The following is a 15620-nucleotide window of genomic DNA, read 5'->3' as shown; positions in this document are numbered from 1 at the left end:
GCATCGTCCCTGGCCCATCGATCCATCTGACCGATCCGAGCGTTCGTTCTCCAATGCCTGCCGCCGCCAAAGCCCCCTCCCTGGCCCCAGCCGCCACCGCTGCAAGCCCCGCCCAAGGCGGGGCCGGCGTGGCGCACAAGGCGCTGCAAAAGCTCGGGCTGGTGCGCGACATCGACCTGGCGCTGCACCTGCCGCTGCGCTACGAGGACGAGACCCGCATCACAGCGCTGGCCAGCGCGCGCAACGGGCAGGTGGTGCAGATCGAGGCCACGGTGCTTGCCTGCGAGGTGCAGTTGCGCCCGCGCCGGCAACTGCTGGTGCAGGTGGAGGACGCCACCGGCGCGTGCCAGTTGCGCTTCTTCAGCTTCTACCCCTCGCACCAGAAAACCCTGGCCGTGGGCACGCGCCTGCGCATCCGGGGCGAGGTCAAGGGCGGGTTCTGGGGGCGACAGATGCTGCACCCGGCGTTCCGGGTCGCTGGCGGCGAGTTGCCGGCGGCGCTGACGCCCGTCTACCCGAGCACGGCCGGCCTGCCGCAGCCCTATCTGCGCCGCGCCGTGGTCAGTGCGCTGGGCCGGGCGGATCTGTCCGACACGCTGCCGCCCGGCGCCCAGCCGCCCTGCGCGCATTACACCGATGAGGATGGCCAGCAGCGCTTGTTCAGCCTGCGCGAGGCGCTCACTTTTTTGCACCACCCGCGTCCCGATGTGGCGCTGTCCACGCTGCAAGACCACAGCCACCCGGCCTGGCAGCGCCTGAAGGCCGAGGAGTTGCTGGCGCAGCAGTTGTCGCAGCAGCAGTCGCGGCGCGAGCGTGCCCGGCTGCGCGCCGCGGTGCTGCATGAGCAACCGGCGGCCGACGGCAGCGCGCCCCTGCAACGGCAGTTGCTGGCCGTGCTGCCGTTCGATCTGACCGCTGCCCAGCGCCGCGTGGGCGCGGAAATCGCCGCCGATCTGGCGCGCGAGCGGCCCATGCACCGCTTGCTGCAAGGCGATGTGGGTTCGGGCAAGACGGTGGTCGCGGCCCTGGCCGCCTGCCAGGCGATCGACGCGGGTTGGCAATGCGCGCTGATGGCGCCCACCGAAATCCTGGCCGGGCAGCACTTTGCCAAGATGATCGGCTGGCTCGAACCGCTGCTGGCCGCGCGCGGGCGCTGCGTGGCCTGGCTGGTGGGCGGGCAAAAGAAAAAGGAGCGCCTGGCCATGCGCGCGCTGGTCGAAAGTGGCGCCGCCGCCTTGGTGGTGGGCACGCATGCGGTGATCCAGGAGCAGGTGCAGTTCAAGAACCTGGCACTGGCCATCATCGACGAGCAGCACCGCTTTGGCGTGGCCCAGCGCCTGGCGCTGCGGCAAAAGCTGGCCGCGCACGGCATGGAGCCCCATCTGCTGATGATGAGCGCCACGCCCATTCCGCGCACGCTGGCGATGAGCTACTACGCCGATCTGGACATCTCGGTGATCGACCAGTTGCCCCCGGGCCGCACCCCCATCGTCACCAAGCTGATCGCCGACAGCCGCAGGGACGAAGTGATTGCCCGCATCGGCGCCCAGGTGCAGGCCGGGCGGCAGGTGTACTGGGTCTGCCCGCTGATCGAAGAAAGCGAGGCGCTGGATTTGTCCAACGCCACCGCCACCCATGCCGACCTGAGCGCCGCGCTGCCCGGCGTCATGGTCGGCCTGCTGCACTCGCGCATGGGCAGCGCCGAGAAGAAGGCCGTCATGGCGCAGTTCAGCGACGCTCGGATGGGGGTGCTGGTCAGTACCACCGTGATCGAAGTGGGCGTCGACGTGCCCAACGCCTCGCTGATGGTCATCGAGCACGCCGAGCGCTTTGGCCTGAGCCAGTTGCACCAGTTGCGCGGGCGGGTCGGGCGCGGCGCTGCCGCCTCGGCCTGCGTGCTGCTGTATGCCACCAACGACAGCGGCCGCGTGGGCCAGAGCGCCAAGGAGCGCCTGCGCGCCATGGTCGAGACCAGCGACGGCTTCGAAATCGCCCGGCGCGACCTGGAGATACGCGGCCCGGGCGAATTCCTCGGTGCGCGCCAATCGGGCGATGCCTTGTTGCGCTTTGCCGACTTGGCCACCGACGGCCATCTGCTGGAATGGGCGCGCGAGCTGGCCCCGGTGATGCTCGATCGCCACCCGCAGTTGGCCGCGCAGCATGTGGCGCGCTGGCTGGGGAGCAAATCCGACTATCTCAAAGCCTGACTCGATGCCCGGGGGCTTGCTTGGGGCCAGGCATGGCGTTCCCGATGCCTGGCAGGGTCAATGAAAATATCTTCCTGAAGCCCAATTGCCTAGAATCGCCGGATGGACGCGCAGCCCATTCCAATCAGTCTGCACGGCGAGTCCGGCGGCCACGGCATCCGCCTGGACAGGGTGCCGATGGCCGCGCCGCGCGCCTTTGCCGTCAAAGCGCGCACAGCGCAGCAAGGCGGCTGGCCATGACCCTTACCGAACTCAAATACATCGTTGCCGTGGCCCGGGAGAAACACTTCGGCCATGCCGCCGATGCCTGCCATGTGTCGCAACCCACGCTGTCGGTGGCGATCAAGAAACTGGAGGAAGAGCTCGACCTGAAACTGTTCGAGCGCAGCGCGAGCGAGGTCACGGTCACGCCGCTGGGCGCACTGATCGTGCGCCAGGCGCAAAGCGTGCTGGAGCAGGCCGCAGCCATCAAGGAAATCGCCAAGCGCGGCAAAGACCCGCTGGCCGGGCCGCTGACGCTGGGGGTGATCTACACCATCGGCCCTTACCTGCTGCCCGAACTGGTGCGCCACTCGATCGCGCACACCCCGCAGATGCCGCTGATGCTGCAAGAGAACTTCACCGTCCGGCTGCTGGAGATGCTGCGCACCGGCGAGATCGATTGCGCCATCCTGGCCGAGTCCTTCCCGGATACCGGCCTGGCGATCGCGCCGCTGTATGACGAGCCTTTCATGGCGGCCGTGCCGAGCACGCATGCGCTGGCGAGCAAGAAGTCGGTAACGGTGGCCGAGCTGAAGAACGAGACCATGCTGCTGCTGGGCACAGGCCATTGCTTTCGCGACCATGTGCTGGCGGTCTGCCCCGAGTTCGCGCGCTTTGCCAGCGACGCCGAAGGCATACGCAAGTCGTTCGAAGGCTCGTCGCTGGAGACGATCAAGCACATGGTGGCCGCAGGCATGGGCGTGACGCTGGTGCCACGCCTGTCGGTGCCGCGCGATGCGTTGCTGACCACGCAGCGGCGCCGGCGCAAGAGCGACGAGACCCATATCCGCTATCTGCCCATCAACGAGGGGGACGCAGGCCCGCCGCCGATGCGCCGGGTAGTGCTGACCTGGCGCCGCAGTTTCACGCGCCATGCAGCCACGACCGCCTTGCACCAAGCCATCCTGGCCTGCGAACTGCCCGGGGTGACGCGGCTGGCTTGAACCGATCCCGGCCATCGGCATCCGGGGCTTGCGCTAAAGTGACCGTCGGCGCTGCAAACATGCAGCGATACTGGTGCGGCAGTCGACCACTGCTTTTCCAACCAAAGGAGCTTCCCCATGGCCAAGGCATCCAAGACCACCGGCATCGACATTGACATCGGCATCGGCGAGAAAGACCGCGCTGCGATCGCACAGGGCTTGTCGCGCCTGCTGGCCGACACGTACACGCTGTACCTGAGCACCCACAACTTCCACTGGAACGTGACCGGGCCGATGTTCAACCAACTGCACGCCATGTTCATGCTGCAGTACACCGAACTATGGAACGCGGTCGACCCGATCGCCGAGCGCATCCGCGCACTGGGCCATGTGGCCCCGGGTTCATACGCCGAATTCGGCCAACTGGCCACGGTGCCCGATGCGCCGGCCAAGCCGCCCAAGGCGCTGGACATGGTGCGCCTGCTGGTCCAGGGCCATGAAACCGTGGCCCGCACCGCCCGCAACCTGTTCCCGCTGGCCGACAAAGCCAATGACCAGCCCACGGCCGACCTGCTGACCCAGCGCCTGACGGTGCATGAGCAAACGGCGTGGATGCTGCGCTCCTTGCTGGAAGAGTGAGGCCAGGGCGATGCCTTTCGCGCCCCTGCACCGCGCCGCGCCGAGGCCCTGAGCATGGCCCGCCCCGCTGACGCCACGGCCGTCGAAGTCGAGCTCAAGCTGGCGCTGCCCGCGTCGCTGGCAGCCGACCCTGCGGCCCTGGCGGCGCGGATCGCCGCAGTCCCGGCGCTGGCGCGGCGCAAGCTGACGCAGCAGGCGGTCTACAGCATCTACTACGACAGCCCGGCGCAGGCGCTGTGGCAGCAGCGGGCCGCGTTGCGCCTGCGCCGGGTGGGCGCAGCGGGCCAGGCGCAATGGTTGCAGACACTCAAGACCGACGGCGGCGGCGACTCGGCGTTGAGCCAGCGCGGCGAGTGGGAGATGCCGGTGGCCGGCCCGGCGCTGGAACTGGGGCGATTGGCCCATTCCCCCTGGCCGGCGCTGGACCCCGACGGCGTTCTGGCTGCGGCGCTGCAACCCTGCTTCGTCACTGACTTCGAGCGCCGCTGCTGGAGCGTGCGCCTGCCCGGAGGCAGCCGGGTGGCCGTGGCACTGGACATCGGCAGCATCACGGCGGGGGAATGCCGGGCGCCGATTGCCGAGCTGGAACTCGAACTCCTCGAAGGCCCCGCCGAGGCGCTGTTCGTGCTGGCCCGGCGCATTGCCCGCAGCGTGCCGCTGCTGCCGCTGGCGGCCAGCAAGGCCGAGCGCGGCTTTGCACTGCGCTCGGCGGGACAGGGGCCGGGTCGCCCGCAGGCCGTGCCGGCACGGCCCGTGGCGCTGTCGCCCGCGCTGTGTTTGCCGGCCATCGCCCGCCGGACCTTGGGCGAGATGTTCCTGCAATTGAGCGCCAATCTGCATGCGCTGCAGCAGAGGCCCGAATTGGCCGCGCAGGAGCCTGAATTCGTGCACCAGGCGCGGGTCGGCTGGCGGCGCTTTCACAGCCTGTACCGTCTGCTGCGGCCGGGTCTGCCGGCACCGGCCCTGCCCTGCTGGGCAGCGCTGAAACCAATGCTCGACGCGCTGGGCGCGCTGCGCGACCTGGATGTGGCGCGCAGGCACACGCTGCCACCGCTGGCGCGGGCCTTCGCCGCCGATGCCCCTGAGCGGCAGCGCGCCTGGCAGGACTTGCAACGGGTGCTGGAGCAAGCCGCCGCCGATGCGCAGCAAGCGCTGCACCAGGCATTGCAGAACCCGGCCGTGGGGCAGTTGCTGCTGGCCTGGGTGCAATGGCTTGCCGGCATCGACGCTGCGTCGCCCCCGCCTGATGCGCCCGCAGCATGGCCGCCCAAGCCGACCCGGCGCTGGTTGCGCCGCCGCATCCGGCGCCTGGCCGAGCGCCTCGACGCCGCGCTGGACCAAGCCGCCGACGGCAGCCTCGACGCGCAGCACCGGGCGCGCATTCTGGCCAAGCGCCTGCGCTACGGCAGCCAGGCGCTGGCACCGCTGCTGCCCGAACGCCAGCGCCGCGCCCATGCCCTGTCCTGGCAAGACAATCTGGGCGCCGCGCGTGATGTGGCGCAGGCCGTGTCGCTGGCCGACCGGCTGGGTGCGGCGCCGGAGCTGGTGGCGTTTTTGCGCGGCGTGCTCGTCGGCCGCGCACAGCGCTGACCGCCGACCGCCGGCCCTGCCATCCATCAGCCATCTGCCATTCCTGGAGCACCTGCATGCAACATATCCTGGTCTATGCCGACTCACTGTCCTGGGGCATCGTCCCCGGCACACGCCAGCGGCTGGCTTTTGCGCAGCGCTGGCCGGGCGCGTTGGAACTGGCGCTGTTGCGCCAAGGCTTGGCGGTGCGGGTGATCGAAGACTGCCTGAATGGCCGCCGCACCGTCTGGGACGACCCCTTCAAGCCCGGCCGCAATGGCCTGCAGGGCCTGGCCCAGCGCATCGAAATCCACTCGCCGCTGGCACTGGTGCTGCTGATGCTGGGCACCAACGATTTTCAGTCCAGCCACCAGAACACCGCCTGGCATAGCGCGCAAGGACTGGCGGCCGTGATCGACACCATCCGGCAGGCGCCGATCGAACCGGGCCTGCCGGTGCCGCCGATTCTGGTGCTGGCGCCGCCGCCCATCACCCGCCCCCGGGGCCTGATGGCGCCCAAGTTCGAGGGCGCGCAGGCGCGCTGCGCGGGCTTGGCCGCAGCCTGCGAAGCACTGGCGCGCGCGCTGGGCTGCCAGTTTCTGGATACGGCCGGGGTGGTCACGACCAGCAGCGTAGATGGCGTGCATCTGGACGCCGACCAGCATGCGCTGCTGGCACAGGCGCTCACGCCCCTGGTGGCGGCCCGCCTGGCCGCGCCTGGCGCCGCCACCGGCGGCTGACTGCAGCCATGTCCGGCACGCCGCGCAGCCGCCTGTCGCTGTACCTGGACCTGATCCGCTGGAACCGCCCTGCGGGTTGGCTGGTCTGCCTGTGGCCCACGCTCAGCGCGCTGTGGGTGGCGGCCGACGGGTTTCCGGGCTGGCATCTGTTGCTGGTGTTCGTGCTGGGCACCTGCATCATGCGCAGCGCCGGTTGCTGCGTGAACGATGTGGCCGACCGCGACTTCGACCGGCATGTCAAGCGCACCGCGCAGCGCCCGGTCACCACCGGTGCCGTGGGCGTGAAAGAGGCGCTGGCCGTGGGCGCAGTGCTGGCGCTGCTGGCCTTCGGCCTGGTGCTCAGCACCAATGCCGCGACCATTGCCTGGTCGGTGCCGGCCTTGCTGGTGGCCATTGCCTACCCGTATGCCAAGCGCCTGGTTTCCATGCCGCAGACCGTGCTGGGCATTGCCTTCAACTTCGGCATCGTGCTGGCGTTCGCTGCCGTGCAGGGCCGGGTGCCCGCCGTGGCCTGGTGGCTATGGCTGGGCACCATGTTCTGGGTGCTGGCCTACGACACCGAGTACGCGATGGTCGACCGGGACGACGACCTGAAAATCGGCATCAAGACCTCGGCCATCACGCTGGGCCGCCTGGACGTGGCAGCGATCATGCTGTGCTACCTGCTGTTCCTGTCCCTCTGGGTGTGGGCGCTGCATTCCCGCGCGCTGGGCGCCCTCTTTTACATCGCCATTGCCGCCGCGCTGGCCCAGGCGCTCTGGCATTGGCGCCTGATCCGCCAGCGCACGCGCGCGGGTTGCTTTGCCGCTTTCCGCGTCAACCACTGGCTCGGGTGCACGGTATTTGCGGGCATTGCCGGAAGTTATCTGGTGCGGCATTTGCAATCGAATGGCTAGTGGACTGTAATGATTGAATCAGGAGTAATTCTCCGAGTTGTGTCGAAGTACTTCCACTTCACGGACTTGGCTTGCTCGTTGTACTTTCGGATGTAGCGCATGGGCTTTCTCTTGAGATCGGGCACCGAGGTGAATACGCCGCGAGCGATCACGTCGCGCTCGATCTTGGCGAACCACAGCTCAACCTGGTTGAGCCATGACGAGTAGGTCGGCGTGAAGTGCATACGCAGGTTCGGATGCTCACTGAGGAACGCGTCAACCGGCTTGGTCTTGTGTGCCGAGAGGTTGTCGACGATGACGTGAATTTCCTTGCCGCGCGGCTGATGGGCCACGATGTCGGCGAGGAAGGCGACGAACTCGGACGAGGTATGCCGCGTGGCGGTCTTGCCCAGCACTTCACCAGTCTTGGTATTGAAGGCGGCGTACAGCGAGAGCGTTCCATGCCTGAAGTACTCAAAGCCATGACGCTCGGCACGTCCCGGCGTGAGCGGCAGCACCGGGTTTTTGCGATCGAGCGCCTGAATCGCCGTCTTCTCGTCGACGCTGAAGACGGCCGCATGCTGCGGCGGGTTCAGATACAAGCCGATGACATCGGCTGCCTTGGTTTCAAAGTCCGGATCGTTGGAGGCGAGATAGCCTTCGAGCCGATGCGGTTTGAGCCCGTGTTTGGCCCAGATGCGCGCCACGGTCATGTGCGAGATGTCGCCACCAAGTTCGGCAGCGAGCTTGCGCGTGGACCAGTGCGTGGAACAAGTCGAGGCTGAATGGCAAAAGCCCATCGACCAAGGCTCAGACGCCTGCGGCGTGAGTTGGCTTGTTGTTTTCTGGCGCTGGCCACCATCTAGAATTGCGCCTATGGGAGGTGATGATACCCCCCAGTGGAAGGTGTCACCGCCTCCCACCTGGGCGATGTGCGCGCTCCCCACAGAAGGATGCAAGGCAAGCACATCGAGCGGTAGCACACGGAACATAGATAAACGGGTGGGGTGTAGGTGCCTCCCTGTGGTACGGCCTGATCTCCGGGATCGTGGCCTTGGCTTGCTTATGCTGAGAGCCATCGAACGAACTGGAGATTGTCATGAGCGTTGCAGCAGTCGTACCTGTACCCGAGCTGGAATCCGATCCGAAGGCCGCGGTGCGAGAAAACGAAAAGAAGTGGGGCAAGCCCCTGATGGATGCCGGCTGGACCTGCATTCCCAGCACCATCATCCTGCGTCAGCAGGCGCTGGGCCTGGACCCGGTTGACATGAATATCGTGCTGGTGATCGCGGCGCACTGGTGGAAAGCCAATCAGCTCGCATTTCCGTCCAAGAAGCTGATCGCCGACACGATCGGCAAAGACCCGACCACGGTGCGCCGGCGGCTGGCAAAGTTGGAAAAGGACGGAATGATCGAGCGCATCCTGCGGCCGCAGCCGGGCGGGCGCCACAACTCCAACGAGTATCGACTGACTGGCCTGATTGCTGGGGCGGTGCCGCTTGCGAAGGAGGAAATCGCCAAGCGCGCCGAGGGCAAGACTTACCGAAAGGCGCGTGCGGTCAAGAAGGGACGGGGCCTCGTGCCCGTGGTCAAACCATGATCGCATGGAGGCCATTCGTCCATGAGGGCACGAACTACGACCTGTCCCACCTGCACCCCTTCGTGCATACGTTCGAGCAGGCCGCACAGGCCGGCAAACCGGCGCACGTTTATCCGGTCCAGGTGATTTTCAGCCTGCATTGCTTCACGCGCGGCGCGGACGGGATCGAGGACCCGAAGGGGCCACTGGGGTACGCGGATTCGCGCGAGACGCGCGTCTTTGATCTCGGGCGCTACGCACAGTCCCAGCAGTTACCCGAGATCGTGCGCGCCTTGCCCACGTCGCCGTGTTTCCACACGGACCACGGCAACTTCTTCACAGTGAGGCTGCTCAACGCGGCGACTGGCCAGGAGGACACCTACGAGGTGTACTTCACCGCCTCGCGGTCCAGCTCGAAGGCTGTCCCGTTGAACCTGTTCGTGCAGAGCGCCTACGTGCGCGACAGGCTGCATACCAACAGGCCGTCGCGCAAGAAGATCGGATTCTTCGTGATCCTGCACAACACGCTGAACGGCCGGCCGATCAAGGCTCCGAAATGAAAACGCCCTCCACAGGGGAGGGCGTTGGAAAAATCGGACCTCTTGGCTATCCCTACGCTTGGGTGGGGGCCCCTTGCGGGGTGGGATCAACGCACAGCTTTCGCTGCTCCGTTCATACGCTGATGCACCAATGATAGCGCCTCGGGGAGGACCACGCAACCTCCGCCTCTGGGGGGCGCAGACACCCGCCAGGGCGCTTGCCGGGGTTCGCCGCCGCCCTCTCTGGTGGCCCGGCATGCCCCCCGCTGGGATGCCCTTCTTCAGGGTGCACGGACCGCCTGAATCGTGAGACAATCACGTCCAGACTAGTGGACTGTAATGATTGAATCAGTAGTAATTCTCCGAGTTGGGTCGAAGTACTTCCACTGCACGGACTTGGGTTGCTCGTTGTACTTGCGGATGTAGCGCATGAGCTTTCTCTTGAGATCGGGTACCGAGGTGAATACGCCGCGAGCGATCACATCGCGTTCGATCTTGGCGAACCACAGCTCAACCTGGTTGAGCCATGACGAGTAGGTCGGCGTGAAGTGCATACGCAGGTTCGGATGCTCACGGAGGAACGCGTCAACCAGCTTGGTCTTGTGTGCCGAGAGGTTGTCGACGATGACGTGAATTTCCTTGCCGCGCGGCTGATGGGCCACGATGTCGGCGAGGAAGGCGACGAACTCGGACGAGGTATGCCGCGTGGCGGTCTTGCCCGGCACTTCGCCGGTCTTGGTATTGAAGGCGGCGTACAGCGAGAGCGTTCCATGCCTGAAGTACTCAAAGCCATGACGCTCGGCACGCCCCGGCGTGAGCGGCAGCACCGGGTCTTTGCGATCGAGCGCCTGAATCGCCGTCTTCTCGTCGACGCTGAAGACGGCCGCATGCTGCGGCGGGTTCAGATACAAGCCGATGACATCGGCTGCCTTGGTTTCAAAGTCCGGATCGTTGGAGGCGAGATAGCCTTCGAGCCGATGCGGTTTGAGTCCGTGCTTGGCCCAGATGCGCGCCACGGTCATGTGCGAGATGTCGCCACCAAGTTCAGCAGCGAGCTTGCGCGTGGACCAGTGCGTGGAACCATCGGCGGGCTTGTGCTTGGTCGTGCGCGCCAGCACACGCGCCTCAAGGCGGTCGGTGACCTTGTAGCGCTGGCGACCGGCATGGCGAGAAAACAAGCCTGCCAAACGGTCAGCGGCAAAGCGCTTGCTCCAGAGAGCAATGTAGCTGTCATTGCAATCGAGCTTGGCCCTGATGGCGCTCCAAGTCAGTCCCTCGGCAAGCAGCAAGATCAGACGCGCACGACGCGCCAAATCCGCTCGAACGGCCCTTCCATTGGCTTGCTGCCGCAGTTCCACGATTTCGGCTTCGGTCAAGTTCATCGTGTCTTCCAAGGAGGTAATTTACTATCTATTTAAACGTTATGGGCTACTAGCTTCAGGGGCATGATCGGCGCGCGCCTCCCGCCCAAACCGTCGGGCGCCAGGCTCAGCCCCCGAACTCATCGCCCAGCGCATGCGCGCGCTGCTCGGCGGCGCGTATCGCAGCCTCGAAACTGGCGCCGATGCCAGCGCCATCCATCGATTGCAGCGCGGCATGGGTGGTGCCGCCTTTGGAGGTAACGCGCTGGCGCAGCAGCGCAGGGGGCTCGTCCGAACGGCGGGCCAGCTCTGCGGCGCCGGCAAAAGTAGCCACGGCCAACTGGTGCGCCTGCGGCTGCGACAAACCCATGGCGCTGCCGGCGCGGGTCATGGCTTCGAGGAAGTAAAACACATAGGCCGGGCCCGAACCCGACAAGGCGGTGACGGCGTCGAGCAGTGGCTCGCGCTCCACCCACAGGAATTCGCCGGTACAGGCCATGATGGCTTCGACGCTCTGGCGCTCGGCAGCGCCGACGGCGGCGCGCGCATACAGCGCGCTGATGCCCTTGCCCACCAGCGCGGGCGTGTTGGGCATGGTGCGCACCACGCGCTCGCAGTCCAGCCACCGGGCGATGCTGTCCGATCGAATGCCGGCCGCCACGCTCAGTTGCAGCGCCGCCCGGACATGGGCCTTGGCCTGTGCCGCAGCGTCCTTGAAGGTCTGGGGCTTGATGGCCCAGACCACGATCCCGGCGCGTTGCAGGGCGCTGCCGGCCTCGGGCTGCGCCGCGATGCCGTAGCGCTCGTGCAAGGCCGCGCGCGCTTGGCTCCAAGGCTCGACCACCTCGATCTGCCCGGCAGGATGGCCCTGGCGGATCAGCCCGCCGATGATGGCGCTGGCCATATTGCCGCCGCCAATGAAGGCAATGACCGGCAGGGCCTGTGCGGAAGATGCGGATGCGGTGTGCTGGCTCATGGTGCGTGCCCGGTGGCGGATGACGAACAGGGGCCACGATGGTAGCGCGCCCCTGGCACCGGTCCACCGACCGGCCTCCCCCCGCTCCAGCAGCCAGCTTTGGCCGGATGGCGCGGAGATTTGGGGCCGTTACCCCCGCCATCGGCCCGAGGGCCAGCCCCCGCCCCGGGTCTTTCACCGCAAGATGATCAGCGCGCTGTGGCTTGGCGCACCGCATGTTCCCAGTGCGCCATCAACTCCTGCGCGCGGGCACGGTCCAGGCGGGGCTCGAAGCGGCGCTCAGCGCGCCACAGTTGCGCCAACTCGTCGGTGCTGTGGTACAGGTCGCTGGACAGTCCGGCCAAGTAGGCCGCGCCCAGCGCGGTGGTTTCTATGACCGCAGGGCGCAACACCGGAATGCCCAGCAGGTCGGCCTGGAACTGCATCAGCAGGTCATTGATGCAGGCGCCGCCGTCGACGCGCAACTCGCTCACCGGCGCGCCACCGGCGGCCACGGCATCACGGCCCATGGCCTGCAGCAGGGCGGCGCTTTGGTAGGCGATGCTCTCCAGCGCGGCGCGTGCAATATGGGCCAGCGTGCTGCCGCGCGTCAGGCCGGTAATGCTGCCGCGCGCCTCGGGCTTCCAGTACGGTGCGCCCAGGCCGGTGAAGGCCGGCACCATCATCACGCCGCCGGCGTCGGGCACGCTGTGCGCCAGCGCTTCGATCCCGGCGCTGCTGGTGATGGCGCGCAGGCCGTCGCGCAGCCACTGCACCACGGCACCGCCGATGAAGACGCTGCCCTCCATCGCATAGGCCCGCTGCGCAAGCGCCGGCTCGGCCTGCCCGGAGCCAGCGCCAGGCTTGGGCGCCAGTTGCGCGGCGCTGGTGGTCAACAGGCCGTTGTCCGAGGTCTGGAATCTGGCGCCCAGGTGCATCAGCATGAAGCAGCCCGTGCCGTAGGTGTTCTTGGCCATGCCGGCGGTAAAGCAGGCCTGGCCGAACAGCGCGCTTTGCTGGTCGCCCGCCACGCCGCCGATGCGTATGCCGTGGCCGAGCAGATCGGCGGCGGTGTCGCCAAAATCGGCGCTCGACGGCAGCACCTCGGGCATCAGCGCCCGGGGAATGCGCAGCAGGGCCAGCAGATCGTCGTCCCACTGGTTGGTGTGCACGTTCAAGAGCATGGTGCGCGCTGCGTTGCTCACGTCGGTCAGATGCCGCTGGCCGTGGGTGAGCTTCCATATGAGCCAACTGTCCACCGTGCCGAAGGCCAACTCGCCGCGCTCGGCGGCTTCGCGCGCACCGGGCACATGGTCCAGCAGCCATTGCAGCTTGCTGCCCGAGAAGTACGCGTCGATCAGCAGCCCGGTCTTGGCCTGTATGGCGCCCGCGTGGCCCTGCTCGCGCAGTTGGGCGCAGGCGGGCTCGGCGCGGCGGTCCTGCCACACGATGGCGTGGTGCACGGGCTGGCCGGTCTTGCGGTTCCAGAGCACCGTGGTCTCGCGCTGGTTGGCGATGCCCACGGCGCGCACGGCGTTGGCGGCGATGCCCGCCTTGGCGAGCGCCGCGCGCGCGGTGGCCAGTTGGCTGCGCCAGATCTCCAGCGGGTCGTGCTCCACCCAGCCGGGCCGGGGGTAGATCTGGGGCAGCTCCAATTGGGCCTGGGCCACGATGCGGCCGTGTTCGTCGAAGACGATGCTGCGGGAACTGGAGGTGCCTTGGTCGAGGGCGAGCAGGTAGGTCATGGCGGGCAAGGATAAGGCCGTCGTCTAGTGTCGCGTCACGGATCAGATGTCATAGGCTGCGCGCAGCCATCGGAGCGCAGCGCAAGGCGCATCGCGCAGCCCATACCGATCTGTATTGGCAAGCGATGCAACGCCGCGATGCGCTTCGATGGCCAGCGCAGACCGGCAGATGATCGGTGACGCGACACTAGGCGGCAACGGTGCAGAGCACCTCGGCGTCCCGCAGCAGCGCGGGAAAAGGCTCGGGCGGCGGGGCGTCGGTGAACAGGCGGTCGATCTGGCCGAGCGTGGCCAGTTGCACCATGGCCGGGCGGTTGAACTTGCTGTGGTCGGCGGCCAGCCAGACCTCGCGCGCGTGCTCGATGATGGTCTGCGCCACTTTCACCTCGCGGTAGTCGAAGTCGCGCAGCGAGCCGTCGGTCTCGATGCCCGAGATGCCGATGAGCGCGATGTCCACCTTGAACTGGCGGATGAAGTCCACCGCCGCCTCGCCCACGATGCCCCGGTCGCGCGTGCGCACCACGCCGCCCGCCACGATCACCTCGCACTCGGGGTTGCTGCTCAGGATGGCGGCCACGTTCAGGTTGTTGGTGATCACGCGCAGGCCCCGGTGGTGCAGCAGCGCCTTGGCGATGGCCTCGGTGGTGGTGCCAATGTTCAGGATCAGCGAGCAGTCGTGCGGCACCTGGCTGGCCACGGCGCGCGCGATGCGCGCCTTGCCTTCGGCATCGAGCGTTTCGCGCTGCGTGTGGGCCAGGTTCTCCACCGTGGAACCGGGCACCCGCACGCCACCGTGGAAGCGCGTGAGCAGGCCCGATTCGGCCAGCCGCTGCACGTCGCGGCGCACGGTCTGCAAGGTCACGCTCAGGGTTGCGGCGAGCTGCTCTACCGTGACGGACTTGCGCGCGCGCACTTCTTCGAGCAGCAGCAGTTGGCGGGGATTCGTATTCACGCGGTGTACGGATAGGGCAGTGCAGTTACTGTAAATCGAACGAAATGGAACTGAATAAGGGTAAGCATTGATTAAATACGATCAAAAAAGAACAAAAATGAACGTAATCGAAAACCAAGAGAGCCTGCTGCGCCGCCATGCAGCGCGGCTGGAATCTTCACAAGGCCCCGGGGCTACAAGGAAAGGCATGCGTGATGCGGCTGGCATTGGACAGCATCAGCAAGAAGGTGGGGGCGCAGACTTGGCTCCATGAGATGCGCCTGGCGCTGCACAGCGGCGCCGTCACGGTGCTGCTGGGCGCCACGCAGGCGGGCAAGACCAGCCTCATGCGCATCATGGCCGGGCTGGACCCGCCCACGGCGGGCCGCGTGACGGTGGACGGCGTGGACGTGACCGGCATGCCGGTGCGCGAGCGCAACGTGGCCATGGTGTACCAGCAGTTCATCAACTACCCCTCGATGAAGGTGGCGGCGAACATCGCATCGCCCCTCAAACTGCGCGGCGAAAAGAACATCGAGGCCCGCGTGCGCGAACTGGCCAGCCGCCTGCACATCGAGATGCTCCTGGAGCGCTATCCGTCCGAACTCTCGGGCGGCCAGCAGCAGCGCGTGGCGCTGGCGCGCGCACTGGCCAAGGGCGCGCCGCTGATGCTGCTGGACGAACCCCTGGTGAATCTGGACTACAAGTTGCGCGAGGAACTGCGCGAGGAACTGAGCCCACTGTTCGCAGCCGGGCAGTCCACCGTGGTGTATGCCACCACCGAGCCGGGCGAAGCCCTGCTGCTGGGCGGCTACACGGCGGTGCTCGACGAAGGCCGGCTGCTGCAGTACGGCCCCACGGCCGATGTGTTCCACGCGCCCGATTCGCTGCGCGTGGCGCGCGCCTTCAGCGATCCGCCCATGAACCTGGTCGCCGCATCGGCCACCGCGCAGGGCGTGCGCCTGCAGGGCGGCGCGGAACTGGCGCTGCCCCTGCCGCAGGACATGGCAGCGACGGCTGAACTGACCATGGGCGTGCGCGCCAGCGCGCTGCGCGTGCAGGCCCGCCCTGGCGATGTGGGCGTGGCCGGGGTGGTGGAACTGTCGGAAATCTCCGGCTCCGACACCTTCGTGCATGCCTGCACACCCTGGGGCGGTCTGGTGGCGCAGTTGACCGGCGTGCATTACTTTGAACTGGGGACGGCCATCACGCTGCACCTGGACCCGGCGCAGGCCTACGTGTTTGGCGCCGACGGCCGGCTGGCATGGGCGCCCGCGCGCCAGGGAAGGCGCTGAG

Annotated in this window: 16 protein-coding genes; 10 read left to right on the top strand and 6 right to left on the bottom strand. The window is 67.2% G+C overall.

Features of this window, described 5'->3' with window-relative positions; all coding sequences use genetic code 11:
* Positions 1-53 precede the first annotated feature (53 nt).
* From recG to ubiA, 7 genes are all read left to right on the top strand, one after another.
* Complete coding sequence (gene recG, locus VEIS_RS11445; RefSeq protein WP_041949976.1) at positions 54-2207, top strand: ATP-dependent DNA helicase RecG; 2154 nt, start codon at positions 54-56, stop codon at positions 2205-2207.
* A 102-nt stretch (positions 2208-2309) separates the two neighbouring features.
* Positions 2310-2447, top strand: a complete 138-nt coding sequence (locus tag VEIS_RS28650; protein ID WP_157048482.1) for a hypothetical protein — start codon at positions 2310-2312, stop codon at positions 2445-2447.
* Positions 2444-3412: a LysR substrate-binding domain-containing protein gene (locus VEIS_RS11440; RefSeq protein WP_011810084.1), complete on the top strand. Its 969-nt coding sequence runs from the start codon at positions 2444-2446 to the stop codon at positions 3410-3412. The genes VEIS_RS28650 and VEIS_RS11440 overlap by 4 nt, the downstream gene beginning before the upstream one ends.
* Positions 3413-3529: 117 nt before the next feature.
* A complete protein-coding gene (locus tag VEIS_RS11435) occupies positions 3530-4030 on the top strand; it encodes a Dps family protein (RefSeq protein WP_011810083.1) in 501 nt (166 codons plus the stop codon).
* Positions 4031-4084: 54 nt separating this feature from the next.
* On the top strand, positions 4085-5620 hold the full coding sequence (locus VEIS_RS11430; protein ID WP_011810082.1) for a CYTH and CHAD domain-containing protein: 1536 nt from the start codon (positions 4085-4087) through the stop codon (positions 5618-5620).
* A gap of 56 nt (positions 5621-5676) precedes the next feature.
* The gene (locus VEIS_RS11425) at positions 5677-6339 is read left to right on the top strand and encodes an SGNH/GDSL hydrolase family protein (RefSeq protein WP_011810081.1); all 663 of its coding nucleotides are present in this window, start codon (positions 5677-5679) and stop codon (positions 6337-6339) included.
* An 8-nt stretch (positions 6340-6347) separates the two neighbouring features.
* Complete coding sequence (ubiA, locus tag VEIS_RS11420) at positions 6348-7235, top strand: 4-hydroxybenzoate octaprenyltransferase (protein WP_011810080.1); 888 nt, start codon at positions 6348-6350, stop codon at positions 7233-7235.
* On the opposite strand, the gene VEIS_RS11415 is transcribed toward ubiA, so the two are convergent.
* Positions 7232-8206 carry an IS630 family transposase gene (locus VEIS_RS11415; RefSeq protein WP_232287901.1) on the bottom strand — a complete coding sequence of 325 codons (975 nt, stop codon included), beginning with the start codon at positions 8204-8206 and terminating at the stop codon, positions 7232-7234. The two genes, ubiA and VEIS_RS11415, sit on opposite strands and share 4 nt — an antisense overlap.
* Before the next feature lie 107 nt (positions 8207-8313).
* On the opposite strand from VEIS_RS11415, the gene VEIS_RS11410 reads away from it, so the two are divergent.
* Both VEIS_RS11410 and VEIS_RS11405 read left to right on the top strand, forming a co-directional pair.
* Complete coding sequence (locus VEIS_RS11410; protein ID WP_011810078.1) at positions 8314-8814, top strand: helix-turn-helix domain-containing protein; 501 nt, start codon at positions 8314-8316, stop codon at positions 8812-8814.
* A complete protein-coding gene (locus tag VEIS_RS11405) occupies positions 8811-9353 on the top strand; it encodes a hypothetical protein (protein WP_011810077.1) in 543 nt (180 codons plus the stop codon). The genes VEIS_RS11410 and VEIS_RS11405 overlap by 4 nt, the downstream gene beginning before the upstream one ends.
* A gap of 305 nt (positions 9354-9658) precedes the next feature.
* Here the strand turns inward: VEIS_RS11405 and VEIS_RS11400 are convergent, their stop codons facing one another.
* From VEIS_RS11400 to VEIS_RS11385, 5 genes are all read right to left on the bottom strand, one after another.
* Complete coding sequence (locus VEIS_RS11400; protein ID WP_011810076.1) at positions 9659-10714, bottom strand: IS630 family transposase; 1056 nt, start codon at positions 10712-10714, stop codon at positions 9659-9661.
* A gap of 106 nt (positions 10715-10820) precedes the next feature.
* Positions 10821-11669: a pyrroline-5-carboxylate reductase gene (gene proC, locus VEIS_RS11395; protein WP_011810075.1), complete on the bottom strand. Its 849-nt coding sequence runs from the start codon at positions 11667-11669 to the stop codon at positions 10821-10823.
* A gap of 188 nt (positions 11670-11857) precedes the next feature.
* Positions 11858-13393, bottom strand: coding sequence for a glycerol kinase GlpK (glpK, locus tag VEIS_RS11390; protein ID WP_011810074.1), 1536 nt, complete (start codon positions 13391-13393; stop codon positions 11858-11860).
* A 35-nt stretch (positions 13394-13428) separates the two neighbouring features.
* The gene (locus VEIS_RS26060; protein WP_157048481.1) at positions 13429-13581 is read right to left on the bottom strand and encodes a hypothetical protein; all 153 of its coding nucleotides are present in this window, start codon (positions 13579-13581) and stop codon (positions 13429-13431) included.
* Positions 13581-14345: a DeoR/GlpR family DNA-binding transcription regulator gene (locus tag VEIS_RS11385; RefSeq protein ID WP_011810073.1), complete on the bottom strand. Its 765-nt coding sequence runs from the start codon at positions 14343-14345 to the stop codon at positions 13581-13583. Before VEIS_RS11385 ends, VEIS_RS26060 begins: the two co-directional genes overlap by 1 nt.
* Before the next feature lie 194 nt (positions 14346-14539).
* On the opposite strand from VEIS_RS11385, the gene VEIS_RS11380 reads away from it, so the two are divergent.
* Positions 14540-15619, top strand: coding sequence for an ABC transporter ATP-binding protein (locus VEIS_RS11380; RefSeq protein WP_011810072.1), 1080 nt, complete (start codon positions 14540-14542; stop codon positions 15617-15619).
* Position 15620: the final 1 nt, after the last annotated feature.

The sequence above is a fragment of the Verminephrobacter eiseniae EF01-2 genome (assembly GCF_000015565.1).
Lineage (GTDB): Bacteria > Pseudomonadota > Gammaproteobacteria > Burkholderiales > Burkholderiaceae_C > Acidovorax > Acidovorax eiseniae.
This window is presented reverse-complemented; position numbering and strand designations above follow the sequence as displayed.